This is a genomic window from Thiomicrospira sp., from assembly GCF_036568485.1.
In the GTDB taxonomy this organism is placed as follows: Bacteria; Pseudomonadota; Gammaproteobacteria; order Thiomicrospirales; family Thiomicrospiraceae; genus Thiomicrospira.
On sequence record NZ_DATCSL010000048.1, the window covers coordinates 62,959 to 81,381 of the forward strand.

General features: G+C 41.6%; 20 protein-coding genes and 1 pseudogene. 17 read left to right on the forward strand and 4 right to left on the reverse strand.

What is annotated here, in order from left to right:
- Positions 1-53: 53 nt before the first annotated feature.
- From VIM91_RS05240 to VIM91_RS05285, 10 genes are read left to right on the forward strand one after another with little or no spacing between them, the layout of a single operon-like run.
- The gene (locus tag VIM91_RS05240; RefSeq protein ID WP_331863767.1) at positions 54-677 is read left to right on the forward strand and encodes a hypothetical protein; all 624 of its coding nucleotides are present in this window, start codon (positions 54-56) and stop codon (positions 675-677) included.
- The gene (locus VIM91_RS05245; RefSeq protein ID WP_331863768.1) at positions 674-1,108 is read left to right on the forward strand and encodes a hypothetical protein; all 435 of its coding nucleotides are present in this window, start codon (positions 674-676) and stop codon (positions 1,106-1,108) included. The genes VIM91_RS05240 and VIM91_RS05245 overlap by 4 nt, the downstream gene beginning before the upstream one ends.
- On the forward strand, positions 1,109-1,399 hold the full coding sequence (locus tag VIM91_RS05250; protein ID WP_331863769.1) for a hypothetical protein: 291 nt from the start codon (positions 1,109-1,111) through the stop codon (positions 1,397-1,399).
- The gene (locus tag VIM91_RS05255; protein ID WP_331863770.1) at positions 1,366-1,992 is read left to right on the forward strand and encodes a hypothetical protein; all 627 of its coding nucleotides are present in this window, start codon (positions 1,366-1,368) and stop codon (positions 1,990-1,992) included. The genes VIM91_RS05250 and VIM91_RS05255 overlap by 34 nt, the downstream gene beginning before the upstream one ends.
- Position 1,993: 1 nt before the next feature.
- Complete coding sequence (locus tag VIM91_RS05260) at positions 1,994-2,389, forward strand: hypothetical protein (RefSeq protein ID WP_331863771.1); 396 nt, start codon at positions 1,994-1,996, stop codon at positions 2,387-2,389.
- Positions 2,377-3,033, forward strand: coding sequence for a hypothetical protein (locus VIM91_RS05265; RefSeq protein ID WP_331863772.1), 657 nt, complete (start codon positions 2,377-2,379; stop codon positions 3,031-3,033). Before VIM91_RS05260 ends, VIM91_RS05265 begins: the two co-directional genes overlap by 13 nt.
- The gene (locus VIM91_RS05270) at positions 3,020-4,024 is read left to right on the forward strand and encodes a TraU family protein (protein ID WP_331863773.1); all 1,005 of its coding nucleotides are present in this window, start codon (positions 3,020-3,022) and stop codon (positions 4,022-4,024) included. The genes VIM91_RS05265 and VIM91_RS05270 overlap by 14 nt, the downstream gene beginning before the upstream one ends.
- 9 nt (positions 4,025-4,033) lie before the next feature.
- Positions 4,034-4,309, forward strand: coding sequence for a hypothetical protein (locus tag VIM91_RS05275; protein ID WP_331863774.1), 276 nt, complete (start codon positions 4,034-4,036; stop codon positions 4,307-4,309).
- The gene (locus tag VIM91_RS05280) at positions 4,296-5,936 is read left to right on the forward strand and encodes a conjugal transfer protein TraH (RefSeq protein ID WP_331863775.1); all 1,641 of its coding nucleotides are present in this window, start codon (positions 4,296-4,298) and stop codon (positions 5,934-5,936) included. Before VIM91_RS05275 ends, VIM91_RS05280 begins: the two co-directional genes overlap by 14 nt.
- 14 nt (positions 5,937-5,950) lie before the next feature.
- The gene (locus VIM91_RS05285; protein ID WP_331863776.1) at positions 5,951-8,830 is read left to right on the forward strand and encodes a conjugal transfer protein TraG N-terminal domain-containing protein; all 2,880 of its coding nucleotides are present in this window, start codon (positions 5,951-5,953) and stop codon (positions 8,828-8,830) included.
- Positions 8,831-8,850: 20 nt separating this feature from the next.
- Here VIM91_RS05285 and VIM91_RS05290 read toward each other — a convergent pair whose 3' ends face one another.
- Positions 8,851-9,363, reverse strand: coding sequence for a hypothetical protein (locus VIM91_RS05290; protein WP_331863777.1), 513 nt, complete (start codon positions 9,361-9,363; stop codon positions 8,851-8,853).
- Positions 9,364-9,474: 111 nt separating this feature from the next.
- Positions 9,475-9,795: a hypothetical protein gene (locus VIM91_RS05295; protein WP_331863778.1), complete on the reverse strand. Its 321-nt coding sequence runs from the start codon at positions 9,793-9,795 to the stop codon at positions 9,475-9,477.
- Between the two features lie 470 nt (positions 9,796-10,265).
- Here VIM91_RS05295 and VIM91_RS05300 point away from each other — a divergent pair, with 470 nt between their 5' ends.
- The 3 genes from VIM91_RS05300 to VIM91_RS05310 are packed head-to-tail and all read left to right on the forward strand — an operon-like array spanning position 10,266 to position 14,758.
- A complete protein-coding gene (locus VIM91_RS05300; protein WP_331863779.1) occupies positions 10,266-13,145 on the forward strand; it encodes a hypothetical protein in 2,880 nt (959 codons plus the stop codon).
- A 2-nt stretch (positions 13,146-13,147) separates the two neighbouring features.
- Positions 13,148-13,594 (forward strand): hypothetical protein, encoded by a 447-nt coding sequence (locus VIM91_RS05305; RefSeq protein WP_331863780.1) that lies wholly within the window; start codon positions 13,148-13,150, stop codon positions 13,592-13,594.
- Complete coding sequence (locus VIM91_RS05310) at positions 13,595-14,758, forward strand: hypothetical protein (protein WP_331863781.1); 1,164 nt, start codon at positions 13,595-13,597, stop codon at positions 14,756-14,758. It begins immediately after the preceding gene.
- A gap of 262 nt (positions 14,759-15,020) precedes the next feature.
- On the opposite strand, the gene VIM91_RS05315 is transcribed toward VIM91_RS05310, so the two are convergent.
- On the reverse strand, positions 15,021-15,296 hold the full coding sequence (locus VIM91_RS05315; protein ID WP_331863782.1) for a hypothetical protein: 276 nt from the start codon (positions 15,294-15,296) through the stop codon (positions 15,021-15,023).
- A 187-nt stretch (positions 15,297-15,483) separates the two neighbouring features.
- Between VIM91_RS05315 and VIM91_RS05320 the strand changes: the two genes are divergently transcribed.
- The 4 genes from VIM91_RS05320 (at position 15,484) to VIM91_RS05335 (ending at position 18,202) form a co-directional block, all read left to right on the forward strand.
- The gene (locus VIM91_RS05320; protein ID WP_331863783.1) at positions 15,484-15,759 is read left to right on the forward strand and encodes a hypothetical protein; all 276 of its coding nucleotides are present in this window, start codon (positions 15,484-15,486) and stop codon (positions 15,757-15,759) included.
- Between the two features lie 78 nt (positions 15,760-15,837).
- Positions 15,838-16,143: a hypothetical protein gene (locus VIM91_RS05325; RefSeq protein WP_331863784.1), complete on the forward strand. Its 306-nt coding sequence runs from the start codon at positions 15,838-15,840 to the stop codon at positions 16,141-16,143.
- 50 nt (positions 16,144-16,193) lie between these two features.
- Entirely contained in the window at positions 16,194-17,933 is a 1,740-nt protein-coding gene (locus VIM91_RS05330; RefSeq protein WP_331863785.1) for a type IV secretory system conjugative DNA transfer family protein, read from the forward strand.
- Positions 17,930-18,202, forward strand: coding sequence for a hypothetical protein (locus tag VIM91_RS05335; RefSeq protein ID WP_331863786.1), 273 nt, complete (start codon positions 17,930-17,932; stop codon positions 18,200-18,202). The genes VIM91_RS05330 and VIM91_RS05335 overlap by 4 nt, the downstream gene beginning before the upstream one ends.
- A gap of 64 nt (positions 18,203-18,266) precedes the next feature.
- Here the strand turns inward: VIM91_RS05335 and VIM91_RS05340 are convergent.
- A pseudogene (locus tag VIM91_RS05340) lies at positions 18,267-18,423 on the reverse strand (ISL3 family transposase); the annotation flags it as partial.

Sequence of the window (18,423 nt, forward strand, 5' to 3'; positions counted from 1 at the left end):
TCTGAGGTTCTCACTATTTCATCTGAATATTACCAACCAATAAGGATTTGAGCATGGGTAACAGATATGGATTGTGGTTAAGGTCGGAGGCAGACATTGGCAACGTATTAAGCGCGAGAGACTTTTTCATAGCCAATATTCCAGATGATATGTGGCCACTTCAAAGTGAAGAGATGTATGAACCTGCTAAAGATGAAGAAGATTTAAGCCCTGTTTGGTACACCGATGAAATGTTGCGCATGAGTCCTGATGTCAAAAACTGGTACAGCAAAAGCGGCTTTGGACACATCTTTCTCGAACCTAGTTATTTTGATCTGAAACCTTTCATTGTTGATCCAGGCCTCGTATATGCCATTGATATGTGGCAAACAGATGAGCTTGATGAGCTTCTTGCATTGTTATTCAGATTGGCATTTAAGGCGCAAGCTGGCGGCACAGATGTTTTCATTCAGTATTCACCACATGTCAATTCGGTTGATATTCAGCTTTTCAGTGGTAAGTGGGAGAAGGGCAAGCCACCAAGATGGTCTTCAATGATCTATCTAAACGAATATCACAATGAGGCAGAAAGACATATTCGAGAGGCTATCTTAAAAATTGCCGAGGATTGGCAGCCAGGTTTGATGTCCAGCAAGTACACGAATGAAACGAGCGCTGCTCAAGGTAGCGCCAAATGAAGAAGCCAACTTATGTAATGCGGTTTGGATTGGATTTTGGAACGAATTCAATGCGCAATCAGTTAATAGATAGGTTGTCTCAGATGGATAAACCGGTCGAAAAGCTAGTTTTGGGTGCGGTAACAAGAACGGTTGTTAGAGATGTGATCTCAAATCGAATTGCCAAGGGATGCACCCTTGTATGTACAAGTACGCTTTGTGAAACCAAGCCCGGCATTGATTTTGAGATTCAAATTTTTCTCCATAGAGGATGGGTGAATTGGTTAATGACTGCTTTTTGGGTGCCCACTTTTCCATTAACAAACAAAAAGCTTGAGGAACGATATACCCAGAAAGTTGGGCTGTCGGTAACTAAGGCCGCAGTAATAGCTTCTATTGGTGGAGGGTTGTTACCAAAGCGCTCACAGACAAAACAATATGAGGAGGTTTAGATGTTCAAAATTCTATCTGGTTTCTTTTGGACAGTTGGGATGATGATTTTTGCTTTTTGGATCATGGTTCCTACTACCCATGACGAACGACTTGAACGCGCCTGTAAGCCAACACAATGGGCGGGGGGCTTTGGTGTGAGCTTGTTAGAAGTTTTCCAGCAAGAGTGGGCGGATGGTTTTCAGGGTGCGGTTGATAAAACCGACTACACATGCCGCCATGCACTATGGAATATGTTTTACAAAAAGGATTATGAAAGATGGCAATTAGAACAATCACGCGCCGAGAATTAATTAAAAACTCACTAGCCTCTGTCACAGCACTGGCGGCGTCACCTGTTATTGCGGAGTCAAGACTGATGGATACTTTGTACATGTATGCAGACTTTGGTTGTGGCCACTGTAAGGAAGCTTACGAAATGATTTATCCAAACTTGAGCGCCTTAGCAGAGCGCAACCTAGTGTTTGTTTTTAGACCTATCTTGCCTGCAAGGGTTTCCGGTGATGGCATCAACCCTGAACCAATTGTTAGATTTTTCTATGCCGCACAGCGCATGCTCAAAACCGGTGAAAAAGAACGGTTGATTCTTACGCTTTTCAATGGAATGGCTGACAGAGCTGCACTGGATAGTTTCGACTCAGTTTACCAGTGGGTCATGCTTCAAGGCATGAGGCTCGATTACGAATTGTTAAAAAATCACTATGAGATTTATGGGTCTCGATTAGCCTTCGAAGATGCAGTTGACTCCTTCAAGCGAAGAGATGGGGTTTATGTGCCTATGTTTATCGGAGAGCGTAACGGGGAAATGATAAGGGAGTGGAGATGGACTGGCACAGCACGATCAACCGTTGCACCCTTGCAAACTTACTTACAGAGGTTTTTTTAAAATGTTTGTTATACCTGTTGATATACCGGCAACCGAAGTCAATACCGTCACTGTGGCGGAACATCAAACCATTAGATCTGAAAGATTGGTTGAGCATGAGACCTTTAAGCTAATTAAATCTGAGTCGCCTCAAAAATGGATTGTCCGGTTTGAATATAACACTCAACAACCCTATGAGCCGGTTCCGCAACTCAACCCAAAAATTTGTTATGAAGCCACCGGATATGCTTCACCTGAGGGCGAGACTAATTACAACATAATGCTTTCGGCAATACGTTCAATCAATGTTGCAGAAGCATTAAGATCAACCGGAGTGAGGGTGTTTGCCAAAGCCGGTGGCGTTAATGAGGATGTTGGTCGTGCCGTCATTATTAAGGAAGCGTCATGCGAGCGTTAAGAAGCGTGGTGCTGGCCTGTTGTCTTGGATCCTCGGTCTCTTACGCTCATGACCTTGGCGTTGTCGGGACAACCTTTCCAATTGCAGAACCCAGCCTTTTTGCAACTATTGCAGTTGAGATGGGGCGCGTTAATTGGGACGACATCAATCGAAACATGGCCAAAAAAGCCAGAGAACAGTTTGAAAACCTACCTTATGTGAATCTCCATCCAGCCAACAAAGACCAACTCAGACTCGTTGATCCCACAATCACATTGCAAGATGACATAACCGCTCCCACAACGGATGGGCGATTAGTCTATGTAGGAAGAAAGGGGCAGCAGGTTAATCCACTTGATTACACCAAGCCAACAACAAAAATGTTTTTTTTCGACCCATCTAACGATGAGCAAAAAAAAGCGGCCCTTCATTTAGTATCAAAACACCCAACAGGGGTTTACTTGGTTGCCGTGGGCGGCAATTTGGCGGGTCTCGCAGAAGAGGTAAACAGACCCATTTTTTATGCCTACACCTGGATTATAGAGAAGCTAAACGTCCGATCCTATCCATCACTTGTAGGAACACTGGGTAACAGGATTGCGATTGCTGAGATCGAAAACCTGTCATTAACTAATTTAGAGAGATTCTGGAATGAAATGGACTAAGGGGATAGCAATTTTTTTGGTGCTTGGTAGTTTTCTCTACTCAGCGGTGTCAAGCGCATCGGTTTGTACCGGACGCTTTTATAATCCAATTACCGATACGAACTGGAATAATTTATTCCCTATCACCGTGGCTGGGGTTCCGGTTGGAGGAGGGTTAAACCCGCCTACACTTAAACAACCGCCAATTTGTATTTGCCCATCAATTACAACCGGTATTCCAATTACGGGTATTGGCATGACTTACCATGAACCCTCGTATGTTGCAGAAGTCACCGCAAAACCTGGGTGCTTTCACAGTCTGGGTGGGGTAAAGGTATTGGGGGGTTACGAACAAATGTCTGGTGCCGGAAAGGGGGCAACCGACACGACCAGCGGACAGGGCGACAGAAAGCAAGTTCACTGGTATCAATACCCCTTGTTTGCAATGCTGCAAATGTTTAGTAGCGTTTGCATGGCAAGCTCAAACGGATTTGCGGTGGGATACATCACTGAAATTGATCCAATATGGCAGGATGATAGCTGGAGCAATATTTTCTCGCCGGAGTCGATTCTTTTTAGCAATCCGATAGCTCATGCAGCATGTGCAATTGATGCAGCAAGTGCATTAGTTTACTACCCTATCGATGCGCTTTTTTGGTGCGCAGGAGCGTGGGGGCACATGTATCCAATGTCAGGCAACCCAAACTCAACATCGTCACAACAACAATCTAATGGTTTAACTTTAGCTAAATACTTGGCACGTAGTGCGCGAATAGGTTTGTTGAAAACGACACTCACCCCAGCCGCTCAATGCTATGCATTTTTTAATCCAATTATGGTTAAAACACAATTTCGTATAAACCCTATTGATCCCGTTCCCCATGTAGGCACACCGATTTATATTGGACAGCCAGAAATTCGCTGGGGGTATTTCCCGCCAATGAACTTCCAAACCAAGGAAGAGAGCTCTTACTTGCTTTGGAACGGTACACAATGCTGCTTAAGACCATGAGGTAAAAACGTGTCGATACCACAGCCAATCAGATCTTTTGAGCAAGTTAAGGCGTTGCAGGAGAGTGAGGCCTTAACGGAAGCCAAGCCTGAGGAAACGCTTCAGGCACAGGTTGAACTCCCTATTCCATCACTAAACAATCAGCAAACAGTTGTGCAAGACAGCTCCTTAAGCGGGTGGCTATTGATTGCGCCGGTACTGATAGCGCTGCTTCTCATCTTTTTAATCAAGAAACACTATTTCCTTAAAGACTTAAAAGGAAATAGGGAAGATGGCAAAGCGTAAAAATATTGTTTTGGTTTTAAGCATGGCTTTGGCACTGGGCGCGTCAACGACCCACGCCTCATCGGTTGCTACCAATCAATCAGCGAATGATGCATTTCAGAACCTCTTAGGCGCTTCCGTGCAAACTTACAGCGCGGGTTCATTCTCAGCAGGAGCGCGTAATGTTCATACTGGCGGTGGTGCGAGGGTTAGATTTGCCACCAGCAACGTGCAACTAATTTCAGTTACGCCGCCATCCTATTCCGCCGGGTGCTCCGGTATTGATTTTACGTTTGGCTCTTTTAGCTACATAGATGGCTCTCAAATTGAGCAATTGATTAAAAATATTATGGCTAATTCGACGGGCTTTGTGGTTCAGCAGGGGATTCGTCTGTTTTGCCCTATCTGCGCAGACGTACTCGCCACCATGCAAGATTTGGCGCAAATGGCTAACTCCATGTCTATTGATAGCTGCAATGCGGCACAAAACTTAGTGCAAGCCGGTATGGATAAGCTTGGTATAGATGGTAACTCGCAACAGCGAACGGCCAAATCAATGTGTTCAAATGAATATTCACAATCAAGCGGCTCTACCGATTTTTTTAAAGCCATGTCGTCAGGCTGTGAGAACTTTAAACAGAGCGTTAACAGACTAACAGACTGGATGAATGGACGGCCTGATAAAAACAGCAGTGCAGCCAAGTACGCAGACCTTGTTGGAAATAAAACATGGATGGTGCTGACTGACATGGGAATCAGCTCTACAGCCGTAAAAGAATTATTCCTCACAACTAATGGTTATACAAAAACCAGAAAAGGCTTTGCAATTGAAAACTATGAGCCTCAAACAAGTAGCTATGCAGGTTGGAGTGGGCAAGCTTCCAAGCTAATCGATTTATTATTGGTTGGATATGAGCCAAGCTCATTTTCAAGACCGGAAAACTTTGAGCTAGAGGCGATTTATCGGCTTTCGCAAGGTGTTGAGAATGAGGTATTTGTTCTCTGTAATGAAGCCAATGGTAACGCAACACCAGCTAACACTCCTGCTACAACGGAAGGTACGTTCCTAATGTGCCAAAACCCGGTTCATGTAAAAGTCAAAGACCTGAATGGAAGGAATCCTCTAATCTCTCGTCACGGACTGCTTGCCGATGTTGAGGCAAAGCTTACCAGCGCTGCTAAAAAAGTGCGGTTAGGACAACCATTATCTGCTGATGAGGTTGCTCTTATTCAGATGTCACCGCTACCGGTTTACAGAATGCTCAATATTGCAGCCGTTTACCCGGACATAAGCCTGAAATTGATCGCTGAATATTCAAACTTAATCGCAATTCTTATTGCTGAAGGTGTTTTAAATGCCTGGATCGGTACGCCACAAAACCTTGACAATAAGGGCGTTGCACAGGCTGAGTTCCATGTTGCAAAACAGACAGTGCGTGAAATGATTAACACCTTAATGGAGGCTCAGAAGCGCGAACAGTCAAGATTGGTGGCTGCTTATCAATGGCAGGATGAGTTAATGTCAACTCTAAATCTGATTCACCAAGCCATCGTGCGTGAAGCCAGTCACTCGGGAATTGTAGGAAGCATGGCCTTTGGTGAAATGGTTGCACGCGGCGTTGGTAATTCACGGCCTGCCGGTTATTAAGGGAGGAGATAGAATTGAAGTTACTCATCAAAATTAGCCTCTTTTTCCTTTTGGCTTCACCAGGCCTGGCGGTAGCCGACATTAATCCAATGGGCCCCAATGACGCATGGACGGTTTATGCTTTTGGTAATGCCAGTGTGTTAGCTGGGATTTTACTCGCAGCCTCAGGCATGATGAATGAGTCATTTTTTTTGACTCTGGTAGCCTTCGTTGGCGTTGTAAGTGTTCTTATTATGTCAACCATGTCCATACAAGGCGGAATGGATGGACGGCGGATAGGTGCGGTTATTTTAGGCGTTGCTCTTATGGGGACGGTGGGAATAAAAGAAAAATCCAATGTTTATGTTTGGGATCCTGTGTTTGGTAACGGTGAGATGGTTCAAAATGTGCCAGCGGTTGTAGCGGTTCCTGCCGCTGTAGTTACAACGCTTGGGCACAATATTACCGCGCTAATCGAGAAACATTTCACTACGCCAAACGGACTTTCGTTATCTACCGGCGGAGCATTTAACCTAACAAACTCTTTAATTTCAGCCTCAACAAAAGTTGAAGTTCAATCGCCCTATTTAAGAGCAAGTGTAAACCGATTTATGCAGGATTGCGTGGTGCCAAGTATTGCGGGCGGATGGGTATCTTCCAGTCAAATACTGGTATCAGATAACCTTTGGGGTAATGGCGGCGTGTTTTCGAATGTTAACCCCTCTATTTTTACCGTGGTCTACAGCGGAAACCGGCCAACGGGTGTTGTTGCGCCGTGTAAAGAGGCGGGGCTACCCGTTGGCGCAAGTGGCGAAACAATTGTATCCTCCTCTTACCCCGGTGTTAGCGCAAAAGGGTCATTCGAATATATTCAGAAATACCTAAACACCGCCTCAACCGAGTGGTTTAAACAGCAGGCAGGCTTAACGGGAGGCGATACTTGGCTCGTGAACACCCTTAACGCCGCCCAAAAATATGTGTTTAATACCACATCTTATGATTCAGCCAGATCTCTTGAGCAGGCAGCAGCTATTAATACCATGCGGCCATCCATTATGGCGCTATCTGCACAAGTGGGAACTGAGGCTTCCAACATGGGGTTTGCTGTTGCATCAGCTGAACAATCGCAAAGGTCTTCATGGGCGATGTCGGCGATCTTGTTTCAGGACTTAGCCGGTTATGCCTATTCAGTGTTACAGGCTTTCATTATTGGATTAACCCCGATTATGTTTGTCATGATGATGTTGCCGGGTGGCTTAAAGGTGGCCAAAAATTATGGTGCGATTCTCTTATGGTTGGCTTTGTGGGAGCCAACACTGGGCATCATAAATTATGTGATTCAGTTGTATGCGCAAGGAAACTTAGCCGGTGTTGCTGCAACCGGATACAGCATCATGAATACAGCGTTGATTGATGCGCGAACAAATAATTTTGTTTTGGCCGCTTCCGCGTTAGCCGCAGCAGTCCCCATGATTACTTGGGGGATTATTAAAGGGGGTAACGCATTTACCTCTTATATTGCAGGGGGGATTGGTACCCAGTTTGCAAATAAAGGAGCCGAACTTGCCACATCCGGTAATCGTGACTATGGAAATGTGAAAGCACACAACTCAACGCTTGACCAACAAATGCTGGCCATGAGAACCGTTAGTGGGAACATGGGGTCGGACTCTCATTTTGGAGGCGCAACACGACACCTAGACTACTCAGGCATTAGTGCCAGCGTAGGTGGGACATCGATGGCGATGCAGGCGCAAAAAGCGGCAACCATGCTTTCAGGTGAAGCATCCAAGGTTACACAACAAGCTACATCAGAGCGAAACCAAGCCTTTGAAGCGGCAAGCCAGTACACGGATAGAGCAACCAGCTCACTCATGCAGAGCTTAGGGGCTGGCAAAGGTTCCAATACCACCACCAATACATCCGAAACAGGTACAGTTGGTGGCTCATCGCAAACCGGCGTGGACATGACAACATCGAGTGAGGCGATTGACAAGCTAACAAGGGATGCGAATGCACGACTTGATGGAAGTATGCAGTTTACAATGGGAACACCTGGTCAAGGCGTATTTGGTACTGGTGCATCAGCCTCTGCATCTGGCGGTATCGGTATCGCCTTTAAAAAAGAGGATGGCACAACCGAGTCTGTTAAACTCGCCGATCTTGATAAGTGGGTTCGGTCTGCTTCGGGTGAAGAACAAGCACAGCGTGCACAGCAAGCATCACAAATATTTAACGCTCTAAGCGAAGCAACCAAAGGCGTAAATCAAGAAGCCTCAGATGGGTTCAAGCAAGCTGCAATTGCAAATGAAAAAATTGCCACCAGTCATGCAGTCGAGCGGACGGCACAAGATACTCAACAGCTAGCGTTAACCTATTCATCGGGCCATTTCGATAGTAATGAGCAGGCCAATCAAGCGTTAGCTCAGATTCAGCAAGCACGCGAAATGATGCTAGAGCGGCAACAATCGCTGCACAATCTATCACAAACCCATCAATCAACCCGAGAGAGTGCGACCGACGGGGTTGCTCTGGCTGGCCAAGATATTCCAGACCCAAGATCTCAGGTTCAGGCAGGTCTTCAAACAGGAAGCGGGGTTAGAGGTAAGGCAGAGGTTGCAGCAACACAAGCTGGCACACAAACAAGTGGTGTGCCTGGGCGAATCTCCGCAGATACTGCAAGAGTTGAGCTTCAAGCAGAAACCACGCTTGCTACGGCAAACGGAGCTGTGAACACACAAGAGGCTACACTTGCGCAAAAACGTGACGATGCTAAGACTGAGGCAGAAAGAGAGCGCAGAACATCAACAGCTGGCGCTCTCGGAAGAGCCGCTGACGCGGGTAATGATTTTATTGATGGGACTGTTCAAAAGGGTGTCGAGACGCTAGATAAGGCTAAACGTTTTGTAAAATAAACAACCCCCTAAGAAGGGGGTTAATCTTCCCGTGTTGTCCAGCCTGGTCTACTCGTAGGATTGGTTCCGTTATAAAACATGCTTGGATTACCTGGATAAAACATGCCCGGATTGCCGGGGTAGCCTTGAGCTTGGCAATCATTAACCCCACTAATTGAATTGAGGACTTTTAGTCGCTCTAGTCTATAGGTTACAACATTGTAAAAAACTGCTGGTCCTATAAAAAAAAGAAAAATTGCCATTATTGTGCCCACCCAATCGGTTTTTGGGTCTTCTAAGGCTATAAAAGTCATCGTTAAAACCCACGCAATCACAAATACCCACATCACAATTACCCGTGTTGGAAACATCAACGCTAATGTAGATTTCTGAGTTGGCGCAAACAGTTTTTTCCGTTTCAAAAAGCGTTTGTTTTCTTCAATATATTTACGGGTTAGCTCAAAGTCTGCCCGAACTTCATCTGTAAAATCGTTCGGGGAATAAAGGTGGATGTCAGACGCATACGCAATCATTTTTTCAGTTGGTTTTCTCATGGTTAATCCTCCTATCTGCTCATAGGAATAAAGTGAGAAAGTTAGGATAAATTGAAGATCACGTTAAGGCAAGAACAAAAAAGCACTCCGAAGAGTGCTTGGGTTGAATTGCTAGTTAAACACGCCATTGGCATGCATAATTAGCCGAGGAAGCAGTAAGAAAATGCCAATCAAAACCATCAGGCCTGGTTCATAAAGCCCACCAATAAGAGCTATAGAACCAACCGCCCATGTAACGGCAGAATGACGCCAAGCCCACTTATCTTTAGCTAAAGGCAGTACCAATGCTTGTGAGGAAGGCATTGTGTTTACAACATCCTCCGTAACAAGGATCTCATGATTGAGTTCACGCGCCTCCACAAGCTCATTATGCTCAGCTTGCTCAAGTGCGTCCAGAAGCATCAATACCTCATAAAGCTCTTCGTCTTGCATTATTTTTCTCCAGTTAAATATTCTCAACTGGAATAGTGAAAGCGCATATAAATGAATCAAGCTCCAGATGTTGAATGCACTTGCTTTTAAACACGCAGGCCTTTGCATAGGAGGGTATGCTAAAATTTCACGGCTTACATGAAAATTGTAGGGTTTGTTAGCTTATTGGTCAGCGTTTACATATTAAAGAAGTTTATTACTCACCCGTCACCCTGATGCGATTGGTATAGAAATAACCAGAGAGGCCGCTAGAGAGTAACAAGAGAAAACTAATAATTTAAGGGTTCCTCCTAAGGCTCATTAGCATATAATCATTTATATATAAGTAAAGCTCCCATCTACTGAATTCAACTCCAAGGAAGTTATGCAATGATGGTAGTTATTGATACAGCCACTTTAAAATTTAAGCCACCTGAACTCGTGCCTCAAATTTTTCGCGAGTTGATCCCGATTCTGGAATATAAAAAATAATGAAAATACGCTCTGAGTTTAACTCTTTTAATAAAATTAAATCGATAAAGACAAAGAACGCTCTTAGAGCAGTAATTGGCTCAAGAGATCCTAAGCAAGTGATAAAGACGCTTACAAGGATTAAAAACAGTTGTTCAGAGTCAGACTATATTAATTCTACTGAAGCGTTAAGAAATAACTTTTTATTTAAAGATAATGGTGTTTTAAGAAGTTTCATCAGTAGCTCCCCTGTTCAAATGCTTCAACTTGAAGTTGTTCATCCAAAAGTTATCCTCTCAAATCTTGAAAGAAATTCCGACATCCTGACTGGTGTGCTTCATGATTATTGCCAAGTTTTAGAGCTAATAAAAAACGAAAGACTAGAAGAAGTATGTGTTTTGATAAATACACTGATGGATGATGAAAAGTATTCACTATTTCTAGTAAGAGTTTTATTTTTCATAAAGAACAGCATAGATGGACTCCTTGACCAAGAAAATATTTTAACTAAAATCGATAATATTTTATTCAAAGCCAAACTGGACAACATAAAAAATGTTGAGCTAGTGATAAAGGAATTGAGCAACCCTAGAACTGATTACTTCAACATTTACAAAAGAGTTGAAGCTACAAATCGAAAATCCGCGCTTAATAATATCATTAAAAGTTTTGTTTTTCACATCCCTAAGAGTGTAGATGAATTCGAGAAAACACTAAGTTCATTCTATAGCTTTTCACTAATAGATACCTTTTTATACCTGGCTAGTGTTTCTAGATCAAGCAACTATTTGCCCATTGACAAGACAGAAATAAATAATGAATTAATTCAAGCTTTCAATTTACTTTCAAATATTAAAATTAGCGAATCTTCTATAATATATCGTAACAACGAGATTGAGAACTTTTTTAGACAGACATTTCTGCTAATTGAACTAAATGAATGTTTCAAGTACAAAACTGTCCACTACGCATTATACAATCGAAATCCAAATAAGTTTTTTGAACTTACGGAGTTTGAGAAATCGCAAATTTCATATTATTTCTCCGAAGTTCACGATTTGAAAGATTTATCTTATAAAGAAAATGAAAATTTAAATATTGACCAATACAGTTCGAAAGACAGTTCTCTTCTTGAGAACTCAACGGCGTTGGTAAATTTAATCAATAAGATGAATGGAGATATTTCAGGGCAAGAAGAACTTTTTGTGAAACTAATGTCCTCTACAAAAGATATTGGATTTATATGCCCAGGTGAATATCTTCAGATGATTGAGAGTAGTGCTAAAACAGATGAACTAAGACTTGTTTCTGCATGCTTAATTTCTATAGCAAATCAAACAGACTTAGCAGAACATTCATTGAGAAGGGTAATACAAGAAATTACTATCAAGAAATTTGAAAGTCTTTTAGATCTTATTAAGTATATTAATGATATTTCCTCATCTGTTACTGAGCATCTTATTGATATCTGTGATGAAACATTTATTAGTAAGTTATTCAATTTGACTGACAAACCAATTGCAGCCATAGAAGAAAGAGCTAATATATTAGACTGGTACGGAAATAAGTATAAAGATTTATCAATAATTGAGCGTGCAAAGAATTTAAGAATTGATGTTCAGATAAGTAAGCAAAAAGAGACCATAGATGATGCCAGGATTTATGTGGAACCTACCAAATTTACGAAATGGGTAGGAGAGCACTTTTTGAACAAGATAACAATCCAATTAGAAGATTCAGATTTTTACTTTGATAACACAACACCAGCTATTGATTGGGAAAAAGTAAGCACTGGTTTTTCTAGCAAGGATCTTGTAGGTTCTTATCTTTTGTCATGTTATTCAGAATTCTGTTCAAACAATTTGTTTGGTATAGCTTCTTACTTAGGGAGAAGAATTCGTCATGGAACTATTGAGGGTACAGCTATTGCTGAAGTTGAGAGCATTAAAAAACAAGAAAGGTTTAAACGGTTATTTCTAATTAAAAGGTTTGAGGATGAATTTAATAATTGGTTTTCTTCTTATGAAGAGATGTTGGAAAGTTTAAAAACTAACTACTTACATATAAATAGCAGAAAGTTTCCTGATGGTTGGCTTCATCCGAGTTTTAATACTCAACCAAAAGTAATTACTGCTAATAATATGTTTAAAGATGTTTGTAACTCATTTTTTGTTCATCAGTATGCGGCGGGTATTCCTTATATTATTACTGATTATTGCTGGCGATGTGTTGAAGAGGACCTCAAGCTTATAAGAAAAAATTTGGGTGAATTTAGATCTAGATATGGAACTTTTGGATTTGATTCTAGTGGGTTAGATAAAAGTGATAAAAAACTTGCTCAAGACTTCTGTCATGAAGTTAATGCAATAACAACAGATAAATTCAGAACAATAGTTTCCTGGTTCAATAAACCATCTATCGCCTCGCCTTCAGCAAACTTAGTTTTACTTTTTAAAGCTGTCATATCTGAGGTTAAGGATCGTGTCGGAGGCTTTAACCCGTTATTAAAAGTTGATATTGATGAGAGTCGTTTTACCCTAAGCGGTGGTTTATATTTTGCAATATATGACGCACTTAATATTTTAGTTTTCAATGCTGCAAAACATGGCTCTGAACGTGGAAAAGTAGAATTTTTGGTTGATGATAGTTTCTCTACAAGCTCAATTAAAATATCATTAGTTTCTCAGGTCTGCACTTCAGATGAGCTTGAGCTGGTTAAAGCTAGAATAGCACGATGTTTCGAAAAGAATTTTGAAGACGCACACGTTGTTGAAGGTGAAAGTGGAATTAAAAAATTAAGACAAATGGAAGATGAAGGCTATATAAGTGATGTTAAGTATGAGTTTTCAAATGTCGAAAAGGAAGTTATCGCTTCGTTTGTTTTTGATGTGAGTTATTAATTATGGATATTTTAGTTGTTGAAGATGATGATTTTAAATTTGAAGAAATTGAGAGCTTAATCAAAAGTTTTTCAGATAAATTCCACATTAAGCGTTATGGAAATGTATTTGATACAGTTCGCTACCTAAACAACTCCACCCCGGACAAAATTATACTTGATATGTCTCTTCCTAGTCATCCGGCAAAGCCAGGAGAAGGCACTCCCGTTTCCATGCCCTCAGGAGGTATAGAGGTTATTTTGGAGCTTAGATACTTAAAAAAAATATCTTTACCGATAATAGTTTTAACGCAATTCTCTCATGTAGAAGTAGAGCATGAGTATTGCACTATGCCTGAAGCTGAAAGAAAAATTAAAGAACTATATAGAATGGATAATATTATTATTCAAGCTTATGAAAAAGGTTCTCAAGCTTGGAAAGATGCAACTATAGATTTTTTGAGAGATTAAATGGAAATACTATTAATTGAAGACAGCATTGATAAAATAGATAATATTAAACAAGTGATCGAAAAAACTAAAGAACTTGTAACATTTAATTTCACTATTTGTTCAGATTTAAATTGTGCCAAAAGGCACTTGTATAGCACACAGTTTGATTTGATTATTTTTGATTTCTATTTACCTATTTCAGAACAAAACGCAACCCTAGCTGACGTTTCTTTAGAGCTAATTGAGGACTTTTCTAAAAGTAAGAATTATGATACTAAGTCTCTTGCCATAACAGGATATGATCTTCATTCTATTGAGAATATAGATAAGTTTAATATCCATGGAGTGACAGTTGTCCAGTATCTTGAACGCTCAAAGGAATGGCAACTCAGTCTTGAGCGAATTGTAAAAAGAGTGATTAGCAAACCAAAATTCGATTTTTTGATATTTTGTGCACTGACAAAAGAAAGGATGGCATATCGCTCCACCTCTGCTGAAGTTGGGAATCTTATAAATGTAAAGGGACTAAATTGTCAGGAAATATCGATAGGCTCCTTAAAGGGGCTTTGTATTGTACCTCCAAGAATGGGGCCAGTTAATACCGCTATTTCAGTTGCCAAGGCCATAGACTATTTTCAGCCAAGTTTGGTAACAATGAGTGGGATATGTGCAGGCTTTCCAGGAGAAGTTGGCTTATTGGATATCGTTGTTGCTGATACAGTTTGGGATTATTCTGTTGGAAAAGTCACAGATAAAGGGTTTAAATCTGAACCATATCAGCAGCAAATAGATAATGATTTAAAAGTACGCATACAGCAGATGATTGAAGAGGGAACTACTCTTGCTCACCTAAAAGAAGGCTTGCAGCTTCCTAAAAATTACCTAGACTTTCAATTAAGAATTGGCCCTGTCGTATCCGGCTCCGCGGTAATTGCGAGCAGTGAAAAGATGATAGAAATTTCAGCGCAGCATAGAAAGGTTATGGGTTTAGAGATGGAGATTTCTTCATTATATGAAGCCGCAACTCAATCGCCTAGAAAACCTCTATTTTTAGCTGCTAAGTCTGTAGTTGATGTAGGTGATACAAATAAAAATGACACAATACATGAACCGGCTTGCCTCCTATCAGCAAAGTTCATTGTTAAAGTTGTTGAGAGCTTTAGTCGTTTCCAAGTTAATTGATACTGTCTAACCATAGGCGATAAAAAAACCCATCTTGCGACACTGATGCAGATATTAACTAGCTGGCTAGATAGCCATCATCAATTAATATCGCAACCTTGTTATCCATGATTTTGAATTCCCTGAAAACAAAAAAGCCCTAGATTTCAGCAGCCAATTATTGTTTAGGCTGGTTACTCTCAAGGGCGCAATTGGTTTATACACTATAAGAAAAAATTTACTCAGTCAAATAAAATTATCTCAAGAGGAGGGCACTGTAGATCTAAATGATGGTCGCCAAACCCTCAAGTAGTGCACGGTTCAATTGCTCATCATTCATCGCGCTTATTTGCACGTTATCAAAGCCAATGTAATAGTTGTTATAACCAACCAGAAAATCGTTTTCGGAAATAGGTTCGTCATAAATAATTTCCTCTCCTGATGCAGGGTCGTGGCCAGCAAAGCGCTTATCAATGCACCCACGCTCCATGACATCAATATCTACACCCAGATCAAGGTCGGCAACAGCTTTTTTTAAACGATCTAAATTTGCACTCATATATCTCATTCCCTTATTAAAAAGTAAACATTGGGTAAACCCGTGTGTATAGAGTGCAGATGTTTTTCTAATTTGAACAAAACCTCAAATTTTTTTAGTTTTTTTGATTTAAATCAAAAAAACTGGAGCTTGAGACTATTGGGCGAACCTCACTATTTAAAGCAGTCGATCAAAAAGGAACATAGATATGAGATTGCTATTTATCGCAACACTGGCAATGCTTTCAGCCATTACAAACGCGACTACTATAGACCCCCTTCCAACCACTTGGGCGGGGCAGTTTAAGGGAATACCGGTTGAGCGTTCTAATATTGGAGAATGGCATGAGACCAGTGTTTTTGACGGAGGCTTGTTTCACTGGTTTGAAAAACACTTAGAAGATGGAACTGTTTGTACCTACGGAGTCAACGCTGAAACATTAAAAATGCTGGAGATAGCATCATGCAGATCACCAAGCCCCTAACCAAATCAACCTTTTGCTAAATATTCACTACTCCTGTTGAGCACATGTGCTTTGAGAAAATTTAACAGGAGATGAAAAATGAAACGTATATCCATAAATCTGCCAACAATTTCAGGCTTTGTAAAAATGTCAGATGCCCATGTCTTTTTCGCAAAAAGAAGAATCATGGAAAACGAAGTTGTTGAAGCGGTAAAGGATTTGAAGCAGCTAGACCTTCCCCAGTTGGGCGCTAATGGCATTCGAGTCTTGCTGGTTGACCCGGATTTGCCGCTAATTGAAGCGGAAAAACTGATTGAAGAAAGCAAGCTTCTTGGATACACCCTTTTAGTAAATAAGCCTGAAAAACCACTTTGTTGTGATGACTTTTCTGGCGCACTTTTGTAGTTCAACAAGCACTCCTCGGAGTGCTTTTTTGTTTTGGGTTGGCTGTGTATATGAGGTTAAAGAAAATTAAACCGCTTGCCGGTTTTCAAGACGCATTAGGCCTGTCTGCAATTGGTGGTGGTTTAGCTGCGAGCTTGCCTTATTTTTTAGGGTCTAGTGAGGCATTTGTAGCAGGTGCAATTTCAGCGAGTGCCGGTGCAAGTTTAATTGCATATAACCGAGCAAAAGATCAGTTAGATCGGGTTGATGCAACACTAGATGAAGACTTTATTCTTCCTTCGGCAAAGCCATACAAGGGCGAGGGGCTTATTGCTGGATTTGCGAAGGATACAGGAAATGAAGTTCCGGTTCCTTATGACCTTTTAAATAGGCACATAGCTCTAATAGGTGCTTCCGGGGTTGGGAAAACAACACTAGGCAAGTATTTTATTTTTCAACAAATGGTGAAGGGTGGGGGCTATATCTTCATTGATGCCAAACTGGATGCTGATACCCGGGATGAGCTGGGTTATTTGGCTAGAGCCATTGGAAGAGCCGATGATTTTTATGTTTTAAACCTGGATGATCCTAGCAGCTCAAATACATATAACCCCTTGCTTGAAGGGGATGCGGATGAGGTGGCGAGTCGCATCATGAATCTTGCGCCTTCAGCCGAAAACAACCCTGGAGCTGATCATTATCGTCAAACAGCAAACCAAGCTTTAACAGTGTTTGTAGGCGCATTAAAGAAAGCCAATATTCTGTATGACTTTACAGACTTGACCATCTTACTCCAATCACCAAAAGCCATTGATGAGTTGATGAGAAAAATCCCGCCATCAAAAGAACGAATGGCACTAGAGGTTTTCTTGGATAAATACCGGGTTAAAGTAAAAGTTGGCGAGGAGTATCACTGGCAAGTTGATGTAACAAAGCTAAAAGATGCGCTTGGCGGCATGGCCGGGAGACTGGCTCAATTTGCACAAGGAAAGTTTGGTGAAATCTTTTGTACCTACAAACCGGAAATAAACCTTACCGATATTGTCTTGAACAATAAAATGCTTTACATCATGCTTCCCACAATGAGTAAGGATGTGGCCGCACTTAATGCTGCAAAAATGATTATGTCAGATTTAAGAACAGCGGTATATCGCGCCCAATCATTACCCGAAGCTCAACGACCCAACCCAAAATACTTGATATTTGCCGACGAAATGGGGAGCTATGCCGTGCCAGGTATTGCAAGATTGTTTGAGCAGGCAAGATCGGCAAATGTGATTCTGATGCCGGGCTTTCAGGCTCTAGGTAACTTAGCAGAAACAAGCCCAGAGTTTGCGGACATTATCATGCAGAACAACTGGAATAAGGCCTATTTCAGATTTGGGTCTGTTAAATCAGCAAAAGAAATATCTGAGGCTTTGGGTACGACAAAAACCTACATCGAAACCCTCTCACAAGGGGAGAGTAACTCCGAAAGCAAGGTAACGCTAAGGGTTGATCCGCAATTAAATGCCGCTGACGGTGACAGCCAAGGCTCAAGTTGGCGTGAACAAGAAACAGAGAAGGTGAGCATAGACAAGCTTTCTGCTTTAGGCATTGGTGAATGCATACTAACCATTGGGCACCGCTTGTACCACATAAGGATACCCAATCTAACCACACCGATAAAACACGCTGAAGGCGAGGAACGAGAAAAGCTCATATTTAAACCTTATAGGAGGCGCGTAAACATTAAGAACGGAATGGCGTGCCTAGACTTCGCTAGCAAGTATCAACGCTTAATATCAGCAGCAACGGAGCAACAAAAGTGAGCACGGTTTTTTTGTATATTTCAATTGCTGTCCTAATCATCATGATCATTGCTAAATTGCCAGGCCTAGAGCACGCCCTAAGGCCACTCTGGGATGCATTAATAAAAGGTATTGCAGCAATATTGAGTTGGGGCGTACTTTGGGTAATGGCTGTGTTTAGAGAAGCGTATTATGCTCATAAGGTCTTCTTTTTTAATCTATTCAATCCTCGGCACAAGGTTAGGCCCGAGGAAAGAATAGAGGAGATAAATAAAAGAGGAGGAATTTAAAAAAAAGGGTATACGGATTTAATGGTTGATGGGGCACCTTCACCCCATCAATCTGATACCACCCTCAGATGGTTGATAGGTCGACTCCGTAGTTGAGTTCCTCTGCGAAGTCCGGCAGTCCGTAACCGATGGTTTTCTTGTAGAAAGGAGAGACCTTCGCAGTCGGTGCCTTCTTCTTGTGCTTCGTGGTGTAGAGCATTCGTGCCCGCATCACCTCGAAG

Bases quoted from the DNA above. Each gene is read 5' to 3' on its own strand.
- VIM91_RS05240 (WP_331863767.1), top strand. From the start codon at position 54: ATGGGTAACAGATATGGATTGTGGTTAAGGTCGGAGGCAGACATTGGC.
- VIM91_RS05245 (WP_331863768.1), top strand. From the start codon at position 674: ATGAAGAAGCCAACTTATGTAATGCGGTTTGGATTGGATTTTGGAACG.
- VIM91_RS05250 (WP_331863769.1), top strand. From the start codon at position 1,109: ATGTTCAAAATTCTATCTGGTTTCTTTTGGACAGTTGGGATGATGATT.
- VIM91_RS05255 (WP_331863770.1), top strand. From the start codon at position 1,366: ATGGCAATTAGAACAATCACGCGCCGAGAATTAATTAAAAACTCACTA.
- VIM91_RS05260 (WP_331863771.1), top strand. From the start codon at position 1,994: ATGTTTGTTATACCTGTTGATATACCGGCAACCGAAGTCAATACCGTC.
- VIM91_RS05265 (WP_331863772.1), top strand. From the start codon at position 2,377: ATGCGAGCGTTAAGAAGCGTGGTGCTGGCCTGTTGTCTTGGATCCTCG.
- VIM91_RS05270 (WP_331863773.1), top strand. From the start codon at position 3,020: ATGAAATGGACTAAGGGGATAGCAATTTTTTTGGTGCTTGGTAGTTTT.
- VIM91_RS05280 (WP_331863775.1), top strand. From the start codon at position 4,296: ATGGCAAAGCGTAAAAATATTGTTTTGGTTTTAAGCATGGCTTTGGCA.
- VIM91_RS05290 (WP_331863777.1), bottom strand. From the start codon at position 9,363: ATGAGAAAACCAACTGAAAAAATGATTGCGTATGCGTCTGACATCCAC.
- VIM91_RS05295 (WP_331863778.1), bottom strand. From the start codon at position 9,795: ATGCAAGACGAAGAGCTTTATGAGGTATTGATGCTTCTGGACGCACTT.
- VIM91_RS05300 (WP_331863779.1), top strand. From the start codon at position 10,266: ATGAAAATACGCTCTGAGTTTAACTCTTTTAATAAAATTAAATCGATA.
- VIM91_RS05305 (WP_331863780.1), top strand. From the start codon at position 13,148: ATGGATATTTTAGTTGTTGAAGATGATGATTTTAAATTTGAAGAAATT.
- VIM91_RS05310 (WP_331863781.1), top strand. From the start codon at position 13,595: ATGGAAATACTATTAATTGAAGACAGCATTGATAAAATAGATAATATT.
- VIM91_RS05315 (WP_331863782.1), bottom strand. From the start codon at position 15,296: ATGAGTGCAAATTTAGATCGTTTAAAAAAAGCTGTTGCCGACCTTGAT.
- VIM91_RS05320 (WP_331863783.1), top strand. From the start codon at position 15,484: ATGAGATTGCTATTTATCGCAACACTGGCAATGCTTTCAGCCATTACA.
- VIM91_RS05325 (WP_331863784.1), top strand. From the start codon at position 15,838: ATGAAACGTATATCCATAAATCTGCCAACAATTTCAGGCTTTGTAAAA.
- VIM91_RS05330 (WP_331863785.1), top strand. From the start codon at position 16,194: ATGAGGTTAAAGAAAATTAAACCGCTTGCCGGTTTTCAAGACGCATTA.